The sequence below is a fragment of the Methylorubrum rhodesianum genome, assembly GCF_014199985.1.
Classification (GTDB): Bacteria; Pseudomonadota; Alphaproteobacteria; order Rhizobiales; family Beijerinckiaceae; genus Methylobacterium; species Methylobacterium rhodesianum.
This window is the reverse complement of record NZ_JACHOS010000007.1, coordinates 256,462-271,366: the sequence shown is the minus strand read 5'-3', so window position 1 is coordinate 271,366 and position 14,905 is coordinate 256,462. Positions and strand designations below refer to the sequence as shown.

The 14,905-nt window shown below is 70.5% G+C and carries 16 protein-coding genes and 1 tRNA gene; 9 read left to right on the top strand and 8 right to left on the bottom strand.

All coding sequences use genetic code 11. From position 1 onward, the window contains the following. Window positions 1-7 precede the first annotated feature (7 nt). The 6 genes from HNR01_RS12570 to HNR01_RS12545 all read right to left on the bottom strand — a co-directional run bounded on the left by HNR01_RS12570 (window position 8) and on the right by HNR01_RS12545 (window position 5,179). Window positions 8-1,069, bottom strand: coding sequence for a GGDEF domain-containing protein (locus HNR01_RS12570; protein ID WP_183667936.1), 1,062 nt, complete (start codon window positions 1,067-1,069; stop codon window positions 8-10). Window positions 1,070-1,331: 262 nt separating this feature from the next. Beyond that, complete coding sequence (gatB, locus tag HNR01_RS12565) at window positions 1,332-2,804, bottom strand: Asp-tRNA(Asn)/Glu-tRNA(Gln) amidotransferase subunit GatB (protein WP_017486316.1); 1,473 nt, start codon at window positions 2,802-2,804, stop codon at window positions 1,332-1,334. Window positions 2,805-2,878: 74 nt separating this feature from the next. Further along, window positions 2,879-3,661 carry a class I SAM-dependent methyltransferase gene (locus tag HNR01_RS12560; protein WP_183667935.1) on the bottom strand — a complete coding sequence of 261 codons (783 nt, stop codon included), beginning with the start codon at window positions 3,659-3,661 and terminating at the stop codon, window positions 2,879-2,881. Between the two features lie 27 nt (window positions 3,662-3,688). Beyond that, window positions 3,689-4,576 carry a cation diffusion facilitator family transporter gene (locus tag HNR01_RS12555; RefSeq protein ID WP_017486318.1) on the bottom strand — a complete coding sequence of 296 codons (888 nt, stop codon included), beginning with the start codon at window positions 4,574-4,576 and terminating at the stop codon, window positions 3,689-3,691. A gap of 75 nt (window positions 4,577-4,651) precedes the next feature. Beyond that, on the bottom strand, window positions 4,652-4,903 hold the full coding sequence (locus HNR01_RS12550; protein ID WP_375373189.1) for a hypothetical protein: 252 nt from the start codon (window positions 4,901-4,903) through the stop codon (window positions 4,652-4,654). A 27-nt stretch (window positions 4,904-4,930) separates the two neighbouring features. Beyond that, the gene (locus HNR01_RS12545) at window positions 4,931-5,179 is read right to left on the bottom strand and encodes a hypothetical protein (RefSeq protein WP_183667934.1); all 249 of its coding nucleotides are present in this window, start codon (window positions 5,177-5,179) and stop codon (window positions 4,931-4,933) included. A 125-nt stretch (window positions 5,180-5,304) separates the two neighbouring features. On the opposite strand from HNR01_RS12545, the gene queA reads away from it, so the two are divergent. Genes queA through tgt form a run of 3 tightly spaced genes read left to right on the top strand, consistent with a single transcriptional unit; the run spans window position 5,305 to window position 8,392 of the window. Continuing rightward, complete coding sequence (gene queA, locus HNR01_RS12540; protein WP_183667933.1) at window positions 5,305-6,423, top strand: tRNA preQ1(34) S-adenosylmethionine ribosyltransferase-isomerase QueA; 1,119 nt, start codon at window positions 5,305-5,307, stop codon at window positions 6,421-6,423. Then, window positions 6,420-7,256 carry a nucleotidyltransferase domain-containing protein gene (locus tag HNR01_RS12535; protein WP_183667932.1) on the top strand — a complete coding sequence of 279 codons (837 nt, stop codon included), beginning with the start codon at window positions 6,420-6,422 and terminating at the stop codon, window positions 7,254-7,256. Before queA ends, HNR01_RS12535 begins: the two co-directional genes overlap by 4 nt. After that, window positions 7,253-8,392, top strand: coding sequence for a tRNA guanosine(34) transglycosylase Tgt (gene tgt / locus HNR01_RS12530; protein WP_183667931.1), 1,140 nt, complete (start codon window positions 7,253-7,255; stop codon window positions 8,390-8,392). The genes HNR01_RS12535 and tgt overlap by 4 nt, the downstream gene beginning before the upstream one ends. 13 nt (window positions 8,393-8,405) lie before the next feature. Here tgt and HNR01_RS12525 read toward each other — a convergent pair whose 3' ends face one another. Further along, window positions 8,406-8,660, bottom strand: coding sequence for a hypothetical protein (locus HNR01_RS12525; RefSeq protein ID WP_017486324.1), 255 nt, complete (start codon window positions 8,658-8,660; stop codon window positions 8,406-8,408). Window positions 8,661-8,844: 184 nt separating this feature from the next. Beyond that, on the bottom strand, window positions 8,845-9,951 hold the full coding sequence (locus HNR01_RS12520) for a hypothetical protein (RefSeq protein ID WP_183667930.1): 1,107 nt from the start codon (window positions 9,949-9,951) through the stop codon (window positions 8,845-8,847). A gap of 131 nt (window positions 9,952-10,082) precedes the next feature. On the opposite strand from HNR01_RS12520, the gene HNR01_RS12515 reads away from it, so the two are divergent. The 6 genes from HNR01_RS12515 to HNR01_RS12490 all read left to right on the top strand — a co-directional run bounded on the left by HNR01_RS12515 (window position 10,083) and on the right by HNR01_RS12490 (window position 14,902). Continuing rightward, window positions 10,083-10,158, top strand: a tRNA-Lys gene (locus HNR01_RS12515). Window positions 10,159-10,382: 224 nt separating this feature from the next. Further along, window positions 10,383-10,616, top strand: a complete 234-nt coding sequence (locus tag HNR01_RS12510; RefSeq protein ID WP_183667929.1) for a hypothetical protein — start codon at window positions 10,383-10,385, stop codon at window positions 10,614-10,616. 123 nt (window positions 10,617-10,739) lie between these two features. Then, a complete protein-coding gene (locus tag HNR01_RS12505; protein ID WP_246417488.1) occupies window positions 10,740-11,039 on the top strand; it encodes a phage holin family protein in 300 nt (99 codons plus the stop codon). 159 nt (window positions 11,040-11,198) lie between these two features. Then, window positions 11,199-12,533, top strand: coding sequence for a leucine-rich repeat-containing protein kinase family protein (locus tag HNR01_RS12500; RefSeq protein WP_183667927.1), 1,335 nt, complete (start codon window positions 11,199-11,201; stop codon window positions 12,531-12,533). 106 nt (window positions 12,534-12,639) lie between these two features. Further along, window positions 12,640-14,178: a CYTH and CHAD domain-containing protein gene (locus HNR01_RS12495; protein WP_183667926.1), complete on the top strand. Its 1,539-nt coding sequence runs from the start codon at window positions 12,640-12,642 to the stop codon at window positions 14,176-14,178. A gap of 214 nt (window positions 14,179-14,392) precedes the next feature. Beyond that, window positions 14,393-14,902, top strand: a complete 510-nt coding sequence (locus tag HNR01_RS12490) for a CYTH domain-containing protein (protein ID WP_153873413.1) — start codon at window positions 14,393-14,395, stop codon at window positions 14,900-14,902. The last annotated feature ends 3 nt before the right edge of the window (window positions 14,903-14,905 follow it).

Here is a 14,905-nt window from a genome sequence, read left to right as displayed (position 1 = left end):
CGCGCCCTCAGGCGACCGCGGCTTTCGGCGTCGGGCAGACGCGGTCGCGTCCGGTCCGCTTGGCCTCGTAGAGCGCGCGGTCGGCCCGCTCGATCACGTCGCGGGCGGCCTCGCCCGGCCGGCACTGCGCCACTCCCGCCGAGATCGTGACCTGTCCCACGACATCTCCGGTGCCGCGCTTGACCAGCCGCTGGGCGCGCAGACGGCCGCAGATCTCCTGGGCGAGCGCGACGCCGGTCCCGATGCCGGCCTCGCCGAGCACGATCGCGAATTCCTCGCCGCCGTAGCGCGCGGCGAGATCGCGATCGGTGGTCTTGTCCGACAGCAGCCGCCCGACGAGCCGCAGCACCTGATCGCCGAATCGGTGCCCGTGCCGGTCGTTGAGTCCCTTGAAATGGTCGATATCGAGCAAGATGAGCGAGAAGGTGCTGCCGGTATCCGCCCTAGTCCGGGCGACCGACTCGCGCAGGAAGCGGTCGAAGGTCGTGCGGTTGGCGAGCCCGGTCAGGGCGTCGGTCGCCGCCGCACGGCGCGCCTCGACGAGATCCCGGTGCAGCGTGCCGATGTGCTCCGCCGAGGCCGCAAGCTGAACCTCGAGCAGCCGGTTGCGGGCCTGAGCCGCTTCGGTCTCGCTGATGAGGGCGACGAGCGCCGTCATGAGTTCGTCGGCCGTGGGGCGCGCCACCAGGCGGCCGGACCAATGACTGAGGGTCTCGCCGTATCCGGCCAGGGCCTCGCGACCGCCGGCGACGCGCTCCGCCAGCGCGCCTGCCGCCTCCGCCAGCCGGCCGGCCCCCTCGAGCACCGAGGCCTCGGTCGAAGCTCCGGCGATGCAGGTGTCGTAGAACGCGCTCGCCTGCTCCTCCGTCAGCAGGGCGCCGGGCGCCAGGCAGGGCCCGAGGCATTCCGACAGCGGCGGGTTGGCGCCGCTGAAGAAGGTGTGCAGCAATTCGTAGTTGCGCGGGGAGGGCGGGAGACCGTGCTGGGACAGGGCATCCCAGGCACGCTGCGCAGGGACTTGGGCGCGGCCGAGGCTCGACTCCGCCTGCTGCTGCACCAGAACAGACATCTCCAACCCCAGCCAACGCGGTTACAACCGGAGAGGTATTCGATTATTGTTAAGTTTCAGTCTTTCGTGCCGGCGCTGCGGATCTCCCGGATCGGGGAACTCGAACCGGCCCCTGCGGCAGACTCACCCCGTCTCGCGACAGCGGATCGGGGATCGGACTCATACTGAATTCGGTTGATCGCGCTGAGATGAGTTCGGGCTTCGCGCGAACGCCGGCCCGCCGAAACGGGTGTCCGCTTCGGCGGGCGAAACCCGTATCAGCCTATTCGATACCGAGCTTATCCTTGAGAAGCGCATTGACGGCGGCCGGATTGGCCTTGCCGCCGGTCGCCTTCATGGTCTGGCCGACGAACCAGCCGAGCAGGGTCGGCTTGGCCTTGGCCTGCTCCACCTTGTCCGGGTTGGCGGCGATGATCGCGTCCACCGCCGCCTCGATCGCGCCGGTATCGGTCACCTGCTTCATGCCGCGGGCCTCGACGATCTCCCGCGGGTCGCCGCCCTCCGACCAGACGATCTCGAACAGGTCCTTGGCGATCTTGCCGGAGATCACGCCCTCGCCGATGAGATCGACGATGCCCCCGAGCTGCTCGGCGGAAACCGGCGTGTCCTCGATGCTGCGGCCCTCCTTGTTGAGGCGGCCGAACAGCTCGTTGATCACCCAATTCGCTGCCGCCTTGCCGTCGCGGCCCCGCGCCACCGCCTCGAAGTAATCGGCCGAGGCCCGCTCGGCGACGAGCACGCCGGCATCGTAGGCCGAGAGGCCGAAATCCTTGATGAAGCGCGCCTTCTTGGCGTCCGGCAGTTCCGGCAGGCCGGCGGCGAGCGCATCGACGTAGGCCTGGTCGAATTCGAGCGGCAGCAGATCGGGATCGGGGAAGTAGCGGTAGTCGTGCGCCTCTTCCTTCGAGCGCATCGAGCGGGTCTCGCCCTTGCCCGGATCGAACAGGCGCGTCTCCTGGTCGATCCGGCCGCCATCCTCCAGGATCGCGATCTGACGGCGCGCCTCGACCTCGATCGCCTGGCCGATGAAGCGGATCGAGTTGACGTTCTTGATCTCGCAGCGCGTGCCGAAGGGCTCGCCCGGCTTGCGCACCGAGACGTTGACGTCGGCGCGAAGGCTTCCCTTCTCCATGTCGCCGTCGCAGGTGCCGAGATAGCGCAGGATGGTGCGCAGCTTCGTCACGTAGGCCTTGGCCTCCTCTGACGATCGCAGATCCGGCCGCGACACGATCTCCATCAAGGCCACGCCGGAGCGGTTGAGATCGACGAAGCTCTTGGTCGGGTCCTGATCGTGCAGAGACTTGCCGGCATCCTGCTCCAGGTGCAGGCGCTCGATGCCCACGGTGATCGACTCGCCGTCCGGCAGATCGACCAGCACCTCGCCCTCGCCGACGATCGGGTCCTTGTACTGCGAGATCTGATAGCCCTGCGGCAAATCCGGATAGAAGTAGTTCTTCCGGTCGAACACCGAGCGGTGATTGATCTTCGCCTTCAGTCCGAGACCGGTGCGCACGGCCTGGGCGACGCATTCCTCGTTGATGACCGGCAGCATGCCGGGCATGGCCGCATCGACCAGCGAGACGTGGTCGTTGGGCTCGCCGCCGAAGGCGGTCGAGGCGCCGGAGAACAGCTTCGAGCGGCTGGTAACCTGGGCGTGGATCTCCATGCCGATCACGACCTCCCAGTCGTGCAGGCCGCCCTTGATGAGCTTCTTCGGATCGACGCGCTCGGTCATTCTCTTCGACTTCGGTGCCGGCGCCGTCGGATCGGCGCCCGTGTCAGGTGTGTAGGAAGCCGGTGCGGGACGGGTCAAGCCGGCGGAGGGGCCGAGGGTCGCCACGCCGCGAGCGTCACCGCCGGCCCGTTCACGAAATCCGGAGCGTCGGTGACGACCCGCGTCTCGGTGAGGCCGTGATGGGCCAGCACCCGGATCAGGTCGGGCAGCTCGATCCAGCGGGTCTTGCCCTGGTTGCCGCCCCAGAAGGTGGCGAGCCCGCGGTCGCGGTAGGTCAGTTCGTGCAGGGTGAGCCGCATCCCCTCGTGCTCGACCGGGCGGGGCACGTGGCGGCGCAATCTCGGCTGCGCCGCGAAGTAATGCGTCCAGAGGAAGAGCCGGTCGGAGCGGGCGGCGGCGAGCCGGATCAGTTCGAGGGGATCGAACATGTGGTAGAGGATGCCGCAGGCGAAGATGAGGTCGTAGCGCGGACCCGGCGCGGCGAGGTGCCGGCTGACGTCACCGAGCAGGAAGGTCGAGCGGGTCAGCCCGGCGATGTTCTTGACGATGAGCGACTTGAGGAAGGCCTCCGAGTTCGACTCCACCGCCGTGACGCTGTTCGCGCCGAGCGCTTCGAGCTGGCAGGTATGGGCGCCTTCGAGCGGCCCGAGTTCGAGCACGTCGTAACCGTCGAGGCGTCCGTCGCAGCCCAGGATCTCCGCCGCCTGACGTGGGCGGGGGTCGGCCCGGAAGCCCGGCAGGCCGCCGCCGACCGGCAGGTCGGGGACGAGTTCGCTGAGATCGCTCGCCCAGCGTCCCTCGAAGAGATCGTAGGCGTTGCGGTGGCTCGGCGTGGAGGTGAGGAAGACCCGCTTCATGGGAAGCCCTATAGCCGGGCGCTCGCCTCAAATCACCGGCACGCCGCGGCCCTTGGCCTGATCGCCGGGTTCGACATGGATCACCACCACCGCGCCCTCGATCTCCGCCTCGATCACTTCCTCCAGCCGGTCGCAGATCGCGTGGGATTCCGACACCGTCATCTCGCCCGGCACGACGAGGTGGAAGTCGATGAAGGTGGCGCTGCCGGCATGGCGGGTGCGCACGTCGTGGGCCTCCAGCGCGCCCTCGCTGTGGGCCGAGATCAGGCCGCGGATGCGGCTGACCATCTCGGGCGAGGCCGCCTGATCCATCAGGCCGTTGATCGAGTCGCGCACCATGGTCCAGCCCGACCAGAGGATGTTGAGGGCGACCAAGCCCGCCACGATCGGATCCAGCGCCAGCGTTCCGGTGACGAGGACGAGCCCGAGGCCGATGAGCACACCGCCCGAGGTCACCACGTCGGCGAGGATGTGTCGGGCATCGGCGATGAGGGCGGGCGAGCGCAGCCGCCGACCGCGCCGGAACAGCATCAGCGCCCAGATCGCGTTGATCACGGTGGCGACGGCGTTGACGGCGAGACCGAGCGCGGGCGCGTCGAGCGGCTTCGGGTCGAGGATGCCGAAATAGGCCTCGCGCAGGATCAGCAGGGCGGCGACGATGACGAGCGCGCCCTCGATCACCGCGGAGAAGTACTCGGCCTTGTGGTGTCCGTAGGGGTGATCCTCGTCGGCCGGCTGAGCGGCGACGCGCACGGCCAGGAACGCGCAGGCCGCGGCCACGACGTTGATGATGCTCTCCAGCGCGTCGGAATAGAGCGCGAGGCTGCCGGTGAGCCAGTAGGCAACGAATTTCAGCGCGGTGACGAGCACGCCAACGGCGGCGCTCGCCAGGGCGGCCTTCTCGGTTCCGGTCATGCGGCTCGCAAGGGGCGGGGAGGGGACGGCCCCGCCCTTACGATCCGCGGACGAGGGAAGGCCACGGCAAAGGTTTTAGCCCGAGCTATCGCCGTCCGAGGCCGCCACCTGCGCGGTCGCGGGGAGGCGGCCTCGGGCGATCTCCCTCGCGCGGGATCGCTCGGCCTTCTCGAGTGCCCGCTGCGCCTTGCGGGCATAGAGACGGCCGAGCCAGGAGAAGCTCGCCCGTGCCGACAACTCGTCGAAGCGGGCCGCTTCCCGCTCCCAGTAGCGCACGAGCTGCGCGTCGAGGGTCTCGTGCGGCGGCTTCCTGCCGGATTCGGTCATGACTGAAGACATCCTCGCAAACGGGCTTCACGCTTCCGGTGCGGGCGGCTCAGCGGTCTCCTCGACCACCAGCCCCTCCGCGTCGCCCCGGAAGCTGCCGGGTCCGACATCGCCGGTCGGATGACCCGGCGTGCCGAACGGCTCGCTCGGATAGGCCACCTCGAAGCGGCGGCGGGCGTCCTCCGCGTTCTCGGCCTTCAGGGTGATCCGCGGCGTCTCCGGCAGGGGCCAGCGCGGGTCGGCGGGATCACGCGGGCGTAGGGCGTACCATTTCATCGTGGGTGGCGTTCTCCGTTGGACTCCTTTGGAGCGGAGGTCCAACGCGCGGGGCGGCATCTCGGCTGCACCCGAGGCATCATCCGCCATTTGCGTCGCGCGCCCATCCGTGCTGATGGCGCGGGATGCGCGTAGACCTTTTCGATTTCGAGTTGCCGGAGGCTGCGATCGCGCTGCGGCCGGCGAGCCCGCGCGACGCGAGCCGCCTTCTCGTGGTGCGCCCCGGCGCCCCCCTGGCGGATCGCGGCGTGCGCGACCTGCCCGCCCTCCTGAATCCCGGCGACGCGCTCGTCTTCAACGACACGCGGGTGATCCCGGCCCGCCTCTCCGGCATCCGCCACCGGGCGGGAGGATCGGGGCAGCGTTGCGAGGCGATGCTGCACCTGCGCGAGGCACCCGACCGCTGGCGCGCCTTCGCCCGCCCGGCCAAGCGCCTCGCCCCCGGCGACCGCATCCGCTTCGGCAACGGGGATGCCGGGCAGGCAGCCAGCGAAGTCTGCGCCCTGTCCGCGCTCGACGCCACGGTGGAGGAGCGAGGGGAGGGCGGTGAGATCCTTCTGCGCTTCGACCTCTCCGGGCCGGCGCTCGACGAGGCCATCGCCGGGCTCGGCGCCCTGCCGCTCCCCCCCTACATCGCCGGCAAGCGCGCCACCGATGCGCGGGACACCGCTGACTATCAGACCGTCTACGCCCGCGAGCCCGGCGCGGTCGCCGCTCCCACGGCCGGGCTGCACTTTTCCGACGCGCTGCTCGAGGGGATCGACGGGGCGGGGATCGAGCGGCTTCACGTCACGCTGCATGTCGGGGCCGGCACCTTCCTGCCCGTCAAGGCGGACGACACCGATGCCCACCGGATGCATGCCGAGATCGGTCTCCTCGACGCCGCCACCGCCGAGCGGCTCAACGCCGTGCGGGCGCGGGGCAACCGGATCGTCGCGGTGGGCACCACAGCCCTGCGGCTCTTGGAGAGCGCGGCCGGGCCGGACGGCACGATCCGCCCCTTCTCGGGGGCGACCGACATCTTCATCACGCCGGGCTACCGCTTCCGCGCGGTCGATGCTCTGATGACGAACTTCCATCTGCCGCGCTCGACCCTGTTCATGCTGGTCTCGGCCTTTTCCGGCCTCGACACCATGCGCGCGGCCTACGCGCACGCGATCCGGTCGGGCTACCGCTTCTATTCATACGGCGACGCCAGCCTGCTGTTTCGGGAGCGCATCCCGACGCCGGAGCATGTCGCATGAGCAGCCGGCGCCCGCCGCTCCGGGTCGATGTCGCCCGCACCGTCGACCGCTTCCTCGGCCTCATGGCGAGCGAGGGCGGCCCGACTCTGCGCGGGCTCTACCTCGTCGGCTCTGTGGCGCTCGGCGATTTCCGGCCGGGCCGCAGCGACATCGACTTCGTCGCTCTCCTCGACGGGCCGGTGGGGGACATTGAGGCGCTGGCGCGGGTCCATGCCGCCCTGGCGCGCGCCGGCGGGCCGCCGTTCGACGGCGTCTACCTGCCGATCGATGCCCTGCGGCGCGCGCCGGAAGCGGGTGCCGTCGTGCCCTTCAGCGTGGAGGGGCGGCTACGGACCGGCGAGCCCTGCCGCGAGGTGAATCCGGCGCTGTGGCGCTGCCTCGCCCGCGCGGGCCGACCGATCCTCGGCGCGGCTCCCGCCGCGCTCGGCATCGCCGACGACGACGCGACCCTGCGCGCCCACACCCTGGCCGATCTCGACGAGTACTGGCGGCCCTGGATCGCGCAAGGCGAGGCGGCCCTCGCCGCCAAGCCACCGGACTCTGCCTGCGACGCGAAGACCCTCGAATGGGGGGTTCTCGGCGTGAGCCGCATCGTCTGTACGCTGGCCACCGGGCGGGTCGTCTCGAAGCGCGAGGGCGGCCGCTTCGTGCTCGACCACCTGTCGGAAGCGCATCAACAGGCGGTCTGGGACGCGCTCGACGCCCGCGACGGCGCGCTGGAGCACGTCACCCCGGCAGAGATGCGCGCAGGCCTCGACGCGATGCGTTTCCTGATCGACGGCAGCCCGGGCTATCAGGCCGGCGCACACGCCCCCACATCCCCGGACCGATGACAGCCCCGCTCGACTTCTCCTTCACGGTCTCCGCCACGGACGGCCAGGCCCGCACCGGCCACATCGCCATGCCGCGCGGCCGGATCCGCACGCCGGCCTTCATGCCGGTGGGCACGGCCGCGACCGTCAAGGCGATGTATCCCGAGCAGGTGCGCGATCTGGGCGCCGACGTGGTACTCGGCAACACCTATCATCTGATGCTGCGCCCCGGCGCCGAGCGGATGGCGCGGCTCGGCGGCCTCCACCGCTTCATGCGCTGGGTCGGCCCGATCCTCACTGATTCCGGCGGCTTCCAGGTGATGTCGCTCTCGGCGCTGAGGAAGATCGACGAGGAGGGCGTGACCTTCCGCTCGCATATCGACGGAACCGCCCACCGGATGAGCCCGGAGCGCTCGATCGAGATCCAGGGGCTGCTCGGTTCCGACATCCAGATGCAGCTCGACGAGTGCGTTCGCCTGCCGGCCGAGCGGCCGGAGATCGAGAAGGCGATGCACCTCTCGCTGCGCTGGGCCGAGCGCTGCCGCGTCGCCTTCGGCGAGCAACCGGGCAAGGCGATGTTCGGCATCGTCCAGGGGGGCGACGTGCCGGAGCTGCGGATCGCGAGCGCGCGGGCGCTGACCGATCTCGATCTCAAGGGCTACGCCATCGGCGGCCTCGCGGTGGGCGAGCCGCAGGCGGTGATGCTCGCGATGATCGAGACCGTGGAGCCGCACCTGCCGTCCACCAAGCCGCGCTACCTCATGGGCGTCGGAACCCCCGACGACCTGATGCAGTCGGTGATGCGCGGCATCGACATGTTCGATTGCGTGATGCCGACTCGTGCCGGCCGCCACGGCCTCGCCTATACCCGGCACGGCCGGATCAACCTGCGCAACGCCCGCCACGCCGAGGACACCCGGCCCCTCGACGAGGCCTCCGATTGCCCGGCGGCACGGGACTATTCCCGCGCCTATCTCCATCACCTCGTCCGCTCGGACGAGATTTTGGGGATGATGCTGCTGACCTGGAACAACCTCGCCTACTACCAAGCCCTGATGGCCGGCATGCGCGCGGCGATTTCCGCCGGGCGGCTCGCGGATTTCGTGGCCGAGACCAAGGACGGCTGGGCGCGGGCGGAGGCCGCCGCGAAGGGTTGACGGCGGCCCGGCCTCAGCGGAGGTCGGCGCGCTTCTGGGCCTTGTTGTAGCTGGTGATCGCCGCCTGGCAGTTCGGCGAGAGCTTGGCCTTGTTCTGCTTGAAACAGGCGCGCACCTCGGCGCTGTCGGGGGCGAACTCGCCGCAATAGCTCAGGTAGTCTCCGGTGCAGTGCTGCCGCAGCGCCTCGCGGTCGGCTGGGGCCGCTGCCGGGCCGGCGAGCGCCGCGCTCGTGGTGATCATCAGGGCGATGGCTGTGCGTGCGATCATGGAAACTCTCTGCAACTCCGACATCACGGCTCCCGCCCGCCTTCGAGCGGGCCGGGACGCGAGGACGGCCCGGCAGGGCCGGGCCGCGGGGTGTAGAGCCTGCCGATCGGGCGAGAGTGCGGCCGGCTCGTGGCAGGCCGGACCCTGCTTCGGCCACAGAAAACCGCCCGGCGCCGGGCCCGGTTCACCGGCTTCGGGGTCGTCCCCGAGCCTCGCTCGAGGGCTCCGGCGCGTGCGCCAGAACCCGATAGCTCCCGTCGGGATCGTCGCGCCCGCTCGCCTGAGCCGCCTTCAGCCCCGCCACGATCCGCGCGGCGACCGGCAGGCGGTAATGCAGCGGATCCCAGTAGTTCGTGTCCTGCGTCGTGATCGGCGACGGAATGCGGAAATCGACCACGGTCGCCCCCCGCGCCGCGCCGATCCGCGCCACCTGCGCCTTGCAGGCGGCTTCGCGCGCCGCGCTGGATGAGCCCGGCGCGCCCTGTTGCGAGACATGGACGGGCGGGAAGACCACGAGTTTGCGGGTCTCGGGCGGCGCCTGCGCCAGAAGGGCCTCGAGCCAGCCGAGCGCCGGCATCGGAGCGTCGGCCGAGGTCGGCCGGTAGCCCGGCTCGGCTTCGGCGGCGGCCTGGACCGCCTGGGAATGGCGGATATGCGCCCGGGCGCGGGCCGCGTCGTAGAGGCCCTCCGGCGGGGTGAAGACCGCGTAGCCGTTGGCCGCGAGCCGCGCGCGGGCGAGCCCGAGCCGGTACAGGGCGCCCTCGAAGGCGGTGCCGAGGCTCTGCCAGTTCACCTGGCGCAGCGCGTCCCACACGGTGATGGGCTGGTAGAGCCAGGCGGGAAAGGCGCGGAACGTCAGGCGGCGCTCGGCCGCATCCGGCTCGCACCACGTCGGATCGATGCCGAGCAGCAGCGTCGCCGGCCGCTCGTGACGCAGGTAGAGCCGGGCCAGCTCGGTCTGCTCGTAGGGCGTCGCCGCGTTCATCGAAAGGTTGGCGAAGCGCCCGCCGAAGGCTTGGCCGAGATCCGCCGGATCGAGCAGGCGCAGGGTCGAGGTGCCGAACACCGCCCCGTCATAGGCGCCGCTGCGCGCGACCTGCGGATACATGAAGCGCTGGTTGCCATCCATCAGCGGCCCCTGCGCCCGGCCGGGTCCGGCCCGCAAGCCGTAGGGGTCGAGGGCGGCGACGAGGCCGATGCAAACGGCCCCGAAAGCCGCCGCCACACTCAGGAACAGCAGGACGAAGCGCCGCCATTCCGGCGGCGAGCCCGCCGGGTTCGCTCTCGTCATCGGCTCTCGTATCGACTCAACGGTCGGCGGCACACCGAGCCGTGTTGACCCTCCCGCCCCGACCCCCTATTGCGAGCCCCACGCTCCGAGCGCAACCGGCCCGCCCCGCGGCGCCCGCGCGAGCCGGGTGCGAGCGCGTAGCTCAGTTGGTAGAGCAACGGACTTTTAATCTGTAGGTCCTGGGTTCGAGTCCCAGCGCGCTCACCATTCCACCGCCGCTTGTCGAATCCTCTAACTCTCTAGTTCGTTGAATATTTTGACGTTCGTCTGTCTTTGGCGGATGGTCGCTCTCGGCCTTTTTCAACGATCGGATCAGACGCTCCTGTGGCCGGTATTGTGCCACCCGTCCGATCTCCTCGTGCAGGCGTTGCGCTCAGGACGACATCAGGAAGGGTGTTGTGCGATCCGCGCGTATCGCACAGGCTGAGGCCATGACCGATGACGTCTCACCGCAGCGGCCGCTGCCCGAGTGCCTGACGCGGTTCCTCTCCGAGCCGGCGCCTCGGCCGCCGGCGCCTCAGCGTCGTCGAGGGATCCCCGAAACCCCGGTCCGCGACCGCGCATCATCGTCGAGCCGAGCCCTGCAGATCGTGCTCCTCTGGGCACTCGGCTACAACCTGTTCGGATTTGCGATCATCCTTCTGCTATGGCGGAGCATGCAGTGAGGAGCGGTCGGCGCCCTCTCTGGCGGGGGAGGGCGTCCATCCGTGGTCGAGGAAACACGTGTCAGCGAGCGGAGCGCCCGGAGCGCTCGGCCGGATCAGGACCCGCGCACCACGGCTGTCCTGATGCTGGCCGCCGTCCGGGAGGCGGGCGCGCATCTCGGCAACCTCCTGCGGCTGTCTCGGGTCGAGATCCGGGGCAATCTGCGCGCCCTCGCGCGGCTCGTGACGCTGTTCGGCGGGGTGCTCCTGCTCGTCCTCGCGGCGCTGGTCCTGTTGCTGTTCGCGCTGCGCGACGCTCTGGCGGCACTGATCGGCCAGGACGGGCCGGCAGCCCTGATCGTCGCTCTACCCTTCCTCGTCGCCGCGGCGATCCTGACCTTTCTCGGCGTTCGGCGCATGAGCCCACGCTCGCCTGAGGCTTGAAGCGAAGCGCTCGTTCGGGGCGGTCTCGCCATCTCGGCGATCGCGCGGCTATAGACCGTTGACCGGCCCGTCACGCGCTTTCGCGTGCAGCGGATTGATTGCGGGTTGATCGCGGATTGCTGGGCGGCCATCCCGGCGCGGGCGAGACGCGAGATCTCCATGGACGTTCCACAGCACCCCACGCTGCAGGCCCTGCGCCGCGGCGACCTTGCCGGAACCAAGGAGCTGCGCCTCGGCGGAGCGGTGACCGCGTTTCCGCCCGAGATCTTCGGGCTTGCCGATACGCTCGAAGTGCTCGATCTCAGCGGCTGCGGCCTCAGCGATCTTCCCGATGATATCGGCCGGCTCAAGCGGCTTCGTGTCCTGTTCTGTTCCGGCAATCGCTTCGAGCGGCTGCCGCCCGCACTCGGAGATTGCCCGGCCCTGAGCCAGATCGGTTTCCGCGCCACCGGGCTGCGGGAGGTGCCTGAGGAGGCGCTGCCGCCGGCCCTGCGCTGGCTCACGCTGACCGACAACCGGATCGAGCATCTGCCCGACGCCCTCGGCCGGCGCCCGCAGTTGCAGAAGCTGATGCTGGCGGGAAACCGATTGCGGAGCCTGCCGCCTTCGCTCGAAGGCGCGGGCAGCCTCGAATTGCTGCGTCTGTCCGCCAACCGGTTCGAGGCGCTGCCCGCTTGGCTCCCGGCGCTGCCGCGCCTCGCCTGGATCGCCTGGGCCGGTAATCCCCTCGACGGCGAGGCCGCCCCGGCCCCCGTGCCGCGCGTGGCCTGGGACGCCCTCGATCTCGGCTCGTGCCTCGGCGAGGGGGCCTCGGGCCGGATCTTCCGGGCATCGTGGCGCAGAGCCGGGGGGACGGAGCTGGTGGCGGCGAAGCTGTTCAAGGGCCGGATGACCAGCGACGGGTTGCCCGAGCGCGAGATGGAGGCCTGCCTCGCCGCCGGCCGGCACCCGCACCTCACCGGCGCCCTCGGCCGGATCGAGGGGCACCCGGAGGGCGCGCAGGGGCTGCTGATGCCGCTGATCCCCGACGGATGGCGGATCCTGGCCGGACCGCCGAGCCTGGAGAGCTGCAGCCGCGACGTCTACGCGCCGGACCTCGCCCTGCCGCCGCAGGCGGCGCTGCGGATCGCGGCCGGCGTCGCCGGGGCGGCCGCCCATCTCCACGACCGGGGCGTGCTCCACGGCGACCTCTACGCGCACAACACCCTCTGGGACGGGCGCGCGGGCGATGCGGTGCTGAGCGATTTCGGGGCCGCTTCCCCGCTGCCCCGCGGCGAGGCCGGCGCCCCCTGGCAGCGGGTCGAGGTCCGCGCCTGGGGCGTCCTGCTCGGTGAACTGCTCGACCGCTGCGCCGAGGAGCCTCCGGGGATCGCCGCGCTGCGGGCGCTGGAGCGGGCCTGCTGCCAGGCCGACGGGCGGGCGCGCCCCTCGATGGCGGATGTCGTGGACACCCTGTCCCCGCATTTGTCGCCGGAACGTCACGCTCCTGCATGATCCATGATCCATGACGCGTGCAGCCGCGTTGTGTCTGTTCCGGACCATGCGGCAAGATGCAGACCGGCATCGGCCACAACCATCACGAGGAGCAGGACGAAACCGCATGAGCGACCCGCGCGAGATCGAGCTGAAGCTGGAATGCGAGCCTTCCGACCTCGCCGCCCTGCAGGATCACCCGCTTCTGCGCGAGGCGGCGGTGCAGGGGGAAGCGGAACTCGCATCCGTCTACTTCGACACTGCCGACCGGCAATTGCTCGCGGCCAGGCTCGGCCTGCGGGTGCGCGAGAGCGCCGGCCGCTTCGTCCAGACCCTGAAGGCGGAGGGTGATGGGCTGTTCGACCGGCCGGAATGGGAGCAGCCGGTGGTGCGCTCCGAACCGGATCGGGCGGCTCTCGCCGACACGCCGTTCGCGCGCCACGTCGATGCCGAGGCGGCACTCGAGCCGCTCTTCATCACCCGGGTGACCCGGCGGACCTACCTCGTCGAGCAAGGCGACTCGCGCATCGAGGTCGCCCTCGACACCGGCCGGATCGAGGCGCCGGCCGCGGGTGACCGCATCCTGCCGATCTGTGAGGTTGAGCTCGAACTGAAGGACGGAACGGCGAGCGACCTGTTCGCCCTGGCTCAGGCCATCGCGAACCTCGTGCCGGTCCGCCTCGGCGTGCGCAGCAAGGCCGAGCGCGGCTACGCCCTGGCCACGGGCAAGCTCGACAAGGTGCGCAAGGCCGAGCCCGTGCCGCTGCGCGAGGACATGAGCGCGGCGGACGCCTTCCGCGCCGTCGCCCATGCCTGCCTGCGCCAGATGCGCATCAACGAGGACATCCTGCTCAAGGGCCGCGACGCCGACGCCCTGCACCAGATGCGCGTCGCGATCCGGCGCCTGCGCTCGGCCTTCTCGCTGTTCGGCGACCTTGTGGACGATCCGCTCGGCGTGCGCATCCGGACCGAGTTGAAGGAGGTCACCGAGCCGCTCGGCCGGGCACGCAACCTCGACGTCTTCCTTGCCACCATCCTTCCGGCCGAGCGCGAGCGGCACCCCGACGAGACCGGCCTGCTCGGACTCGAACGTCAGCTCGAGGACGAGCGCACGAAGGCCTATCGCGACATCGCCGCCCTCCTGGGCTCGGATGCGTGGCGGATGCTGCTGCTCGACCTCGTCGGCTGGATCAATGCCGGACCCTGGCTGCGGGACGAGGGCCCCGGCCGCACCGCCCTGCGCGAGGAGCCGGCCCGGGTCTTCGCCGCGCGCGAGCTCGACCGGCGGCGGCGGCAGGTGAAGCGGCGCGGGCGCCATCTCGACGAGCTCGAGCCCGAGGAGCGCCACCGGGTGCGCATCGCCGCCAAGAAGCTGCGCTACGGCGCCGAGTTCTTCGCTGCGCTCTTCCCCGGAAAGAAGGCTGCCAAGCGCCACAGCGCCTTCGGCAAGGCACTGTCCGACCTCCAGGACCATCTCGGCGCGCTCAACGACATCGCCACCGGCGACGAGCTGATGCGGGACATGACGGTGGAGCCGGTCGGCGCGTCGACCCTGTTCGCCGCCGGTATGACCGCGGCCGACATCGAGTCGCGCACACGGACGCTGCTCGAGGCGGCGGCCGAGGCGCACGAGGAGCTCGTCGACACCAAGCCGTTCTGGCGCTGAGCCGGCTGCCGCCACGAGCGGGGTCGGGCGCTCTTCCCACGGGAGGGGACCATGCGAACCCGGCTCCCGTGTCAATGGATCCAAGAGGGTTCTAAGTCCGCTCGGTCTGCGCCCGTGGCCTGCACAAGACCCGATTGCACGCAATCAAACGCTGCCGTAACGGGGCTTCGCTGAAGGCGCGGGAACGTTTCCGCGACCAAAGTTTTTCGCGGTAATGCGTTTCGAGGTCGAGCGGAAATTCCTCGTGGCCGATGAGGGCTGGCGGACGGGGGTCACCTCGCGTCGCCGCCTCACGGATGGCCTGATCGGACAGTTCGCGACAGGCAACAAGGTGCGGGTGCGGCTCGACGACGATCGGGCCTGGCTGACGGTCAAGGGGGAGCGCGTCGGTCTCGGGAGACCGGAATTCGAGTACGAGATCCCGCGCGCCGACGCGCAGTCGATGTTGAGCCTCGTCTGCGATACCTGCTTCATCGAGAAGACGCGCCACTGCGTGCCGCATGCCGGGCTGATCTGGGAAGTCGATGTCTACGGCGGAACCCTGACCGGGATGATCCTGGCCGAGGTGGAGCTCGACGACGAGGGACAGAGCTTCGAGCGCCCGGCCTGGCTCGGCCGGGAGGTGACCGGCGATCCGCGCTTCCGCCAGTCGGCGCTGCTGCGCCGCTTCGGCGATGCGGGTCGCATCGTCACGCCGGAGGAGGTCCTGGCCCTGCCTCTGTGAGTC

Coding starts and splice junctions, on each gene's coding strand:
- HNR01_RS12570 (WP_183667936.1), bottom strand. CDS start 1,069: ATGTCTGTTCTGGTGCAGCAGCAGGCGGAGTCGAGCCTCGGCCGCGCC.
- gatB (WP_017486316.1), bottom strand. CDS start 2,804: ATGACCGAGCGCGTCGATCCGAAGAAGCTCATCAAGGGCGGCCTGCAC.
- HNR01_RS12560 (WP_183667935.1), bottom strand. CDS start 3,661: ATGAAGCGGGTCTTCCTCACCTCCACGCCGAGCCACCGCAACGCCTAC.
- HNR01_RS12555 (WP_017486318.1), bottom strand. CDS start 4,576: ATGACCGGAACCGAGAAGGCCGCCCTGGCGAGCGCCGCCGTTGGCGTG.
- HNR01_RS12550 (WP_375373189.1), bottom strand. CDS start 4,903: ATGACCGAATCCGGCAGGAAGCCGCCGCACGAGACCCTCGACGCGCAG.
- HNR01_RS12545 (WP_183667934.1), bottom strand. CDS start 5,179: ATGAAATGGTACGCCCTACGCCCGCGTGATCCCGCCGACCCGCGCTGG.
- queA (WP_183667933.1), top strand. CDS start 5,305: ATGCGCGTAGACCTTTTCGATTTCGAGTTGCCGGAGGCTGCGATCGCG.
- HNR01_RS12535 (WP_183667932.1), top strand. CDS start 6,420: ATGAGCAGCCGGCGCCCGCCGCTCCGGGTCGATGTCGCCCGCACCGTC.
- tgt (WP_183667931.1), top strand. CDS start 7,253: ATGACAGCCCCGCTCGACTTCTCCTTCACGGTCTCCGCCACGGACGGC.
- HNR01_RS12525 (WP_017486324.1), bottom strand. CDS start 8,660: ATGATCGCACGCACAGCCATCGCCCTGATGATCACCACGAGCGCGGCG.
- HNR01_RS12520 (WP_183667930.1), bottom strand. CDS start 9,951: ATGACGAGAGCGAACCCGGCGGGCTCGCCGCCGGAATGGCGGCGCTTC.
- HNR01_RS12510 (WP_183667929.1), top strand. CDS start 10,383: ATGACCGATGACGTCTCACCGCAGCGGCCGCTGCCCGAGTGCCTGACG.
- HNR01_RS12505 (WP_246417488.1), top strand. CDS start 10,740: ATGCTGGCCGCCGTCCGGGAGGCGGGCGCGCATCTCGGCAACCTCCTG.
- HNR01_RS12500 (WP_183667927.1), top strand. CDS start 11,199: ATGGACGTTCCACAGCACCCCACGCTGCAGGCCCTGCGCCGCGGCGAC.
- HNR01_RS12495 (WP_183667926.1), top strand. CDS start 12,640: ATGAGCGACCCGCGCGAGATCGAGCTGAAGCTGGAATGCGAGCCTTCC.
- HNR01_RS12490 (WP_153873413.1), top strand. CDS start 14,393: ATGCGTTTCGAGGTCGAGCGGAAATTCCTCGTGGCCGATGAGGGCTGG.